A 2184-nucleotide genomic window follows, 5' to 3' on the forward strand; every position below is an offset into this window, starting at 1 on the left:
GGAGGCACGCTGCGCGATCGCACTCCAACGTGTGTCTTAACAAAAGTTAATACAGTGTCGATTACTTTTGTCCGACTACTTAGCATAATATTCGATCGCTAACAAGTGTTTTTTCTCGCTAAATTGGATAAGAATAACAAACATAATAAATATTAATACTTTCCAATTTGCTCCTGACCTAGTACTCAGCACCCACGAGTAACCAGATGTTTAATGCCACAGAAATTCTGATTGACGCCTTCGTACAAAAGCTTCGGGACGGTTACCGCCGTACCTATGGAGGATTCAAGCCCGATTACGGAGATATTATTGGGTGGGCTGGCAGCATGGCGCTAGAAAACATCGCTAATAGCGACGCCCTCTATCACGACGTCGAACACACGATCCTAGTTGCTTTAGTCGGACAGGAGATTTTACGTGGAAAACACATCCGCGAGGGAGGTGTTTCCTGCGAAGACTGGTTGCACTTTATTATCTCCCTTGTATGTCATGACATTGGATATGTCAAAGGAGTTTGCCGTCAAGATAGAGAAGCAGATTGTTTGTATGCGACAGGAAAAGATGGCGGTATGGTTGGTCTCCCTCCCGGTGCTTCCGATGCCGGTCTTACACCTTATCATGTAGACCGAGCAAAACTCTTTATCGAAGAACGCTTTGGCGGTCACAAGCTCATTGATGCTTACACAATAAAGAGTAATATTGAACTAACTCGCTTCCCAGTTCCGGCAGCAGAAGATCATCAAGATACGGTAAACTATGCAGGTTTGGTTCGCGCAGCCGATCTGATCGGCCAACTGAGCGATCCGCGCTACCTCAAGAAAATTACTTCTTTGTTCTACGAGTTTGAAGAAACTGGCGTAAACAAAGCTTTGGGCTACCGTCATCCCGGCGATCTAAGGCGGAACTATTCTAGATTTTACTGGCATGGAGTTTATCCGTATATTAAAGATGCACTTCGTTATCTACAGCTAACGCAGCAAGGCAAGCAAGTCATTGCTAACTTGTACTCGAATGTGTTTGTGGTAGAACACGAAAAGGCTGAGGAGGAGCAAAGGCAATTGATTGAACAGGTATAGCAAAATATGAACTGGTGGCAGAAATTAAAAAATAATCCCTTAGCTCGTTTTGGGGCTTTGTTACTGTTAGTTTTCTATTTGGCAGTAATAGCTGCTGATTTTGTTGCGCCTTACGATCCTTATGCGTCTCAGCCCAACGGTTCGCTACTGCCACCGACGCAGATTTATCTAAAAACGCCACAGGGAAACTCGATCGGGCCTCATGTTTATCCTACAACTCAAGGGCCGGTAGACTTGGAAACGGGCGATCGCAAACTCATTGTAGATTGGGAAAAACCTACTCCCCTGCGCCTATTTGTGCAGGGGCCAACCTACTATCTGTTTCGCCTGAACGTGCCACTGCCGCCTACATTTGAGGAAATAGAAATTTTTGGGGGAATTCCCTGCAATTGGCATCTTTTCGGCACGACTGGCGATGCTAAATTTAACCTTTTAGGCACTGACGAACAAGCACGCGACCAGTTTTCTCGTCTGCTGTATGGAGGAAGGATTAGCCTCAGCATCGGTTGGGTGGGAGTGGCGATTTCCTTTCCCTTGGGAATGCTTTTCGGTGGTATTTCTGGTTTCTTCGGTGGGAAGATTGATAGCGTTTTGATGCGCTTAGTGGAAGTGCTGATGACTATTCCTACCATCTATCTCTTGGTTAGCCTCACCCTGGTACTACCTGCTGGGATAAGCAGCGCCATGAGATTCCTGCTGATCACATTAATCATCTCATTTGTCAGCTGGGCTGGTTTGGCAAGAGTAATTCGGGGACAGGTGCTGTCCATCAAAGAACGGGAATTCGTACAAGCAGCACGGGCTATGGGCGGCAAACCGATTTACATTATCATCCGTCACATCTTACCGCAGACGGCAACATACGTGATTATTTCGGCTACTTTGGCAGTTCCTGGTTTTATCGCCGCCGAATCAGTACTCAGTTTAATCGGACTCGGAATACAGCAACCCGACCCTTCTTGGGGAAATATGCTATCTCTGGCAACCAATGCTTCCATTTTGGTGCTGCAACCTTGGTTAATTTGGCCGCCTGCGTTGCTGATTATCCTGACGGTATTGGCTTTTAATCTTCTGGGGGATGGACTGCGGGATGCTCTCGATCCTCGCA

At 46.6% G+C, this 2184-nt stretch carries 2 protein-coding genes; both read left to right on the forward strand.

The features are described from left to right. Positions 1-206: 206 nt before the first annotated feature. The gene (locus H6S82_RS30230) at positions 207-1076 is read left to right on the forward strand and encodes an Npun_R2479 family HD domain-containing metalloprotein (protein WP_190460775.1); all 870 of its coding nucleotides are present in this window, start codon (positions 207-209) and stop codon (positions 1074-1076) included. A 6-nt stretch (positions 1077-1082) separates the two neighbouring features. After that, on the forward strand, positions 1083-2184 hold a 1102-nt coding region (locus tag H6S82_RS30235), incomplete at its 3' end, for an ABC transporter permease (protein ID WP_191057248.1).

The sequence above is a fragment of the Planktothrix sp. FACHB-1355 genome, from assembly GCF_014748295.1.
Lineage (GTDB): Bacteria > Cyanobacteriota > Cyanobacteriia > Cyanobacteriales > Aerosakkonemataceae > Aerosakkonema > Aerosakkonema funiforme_A.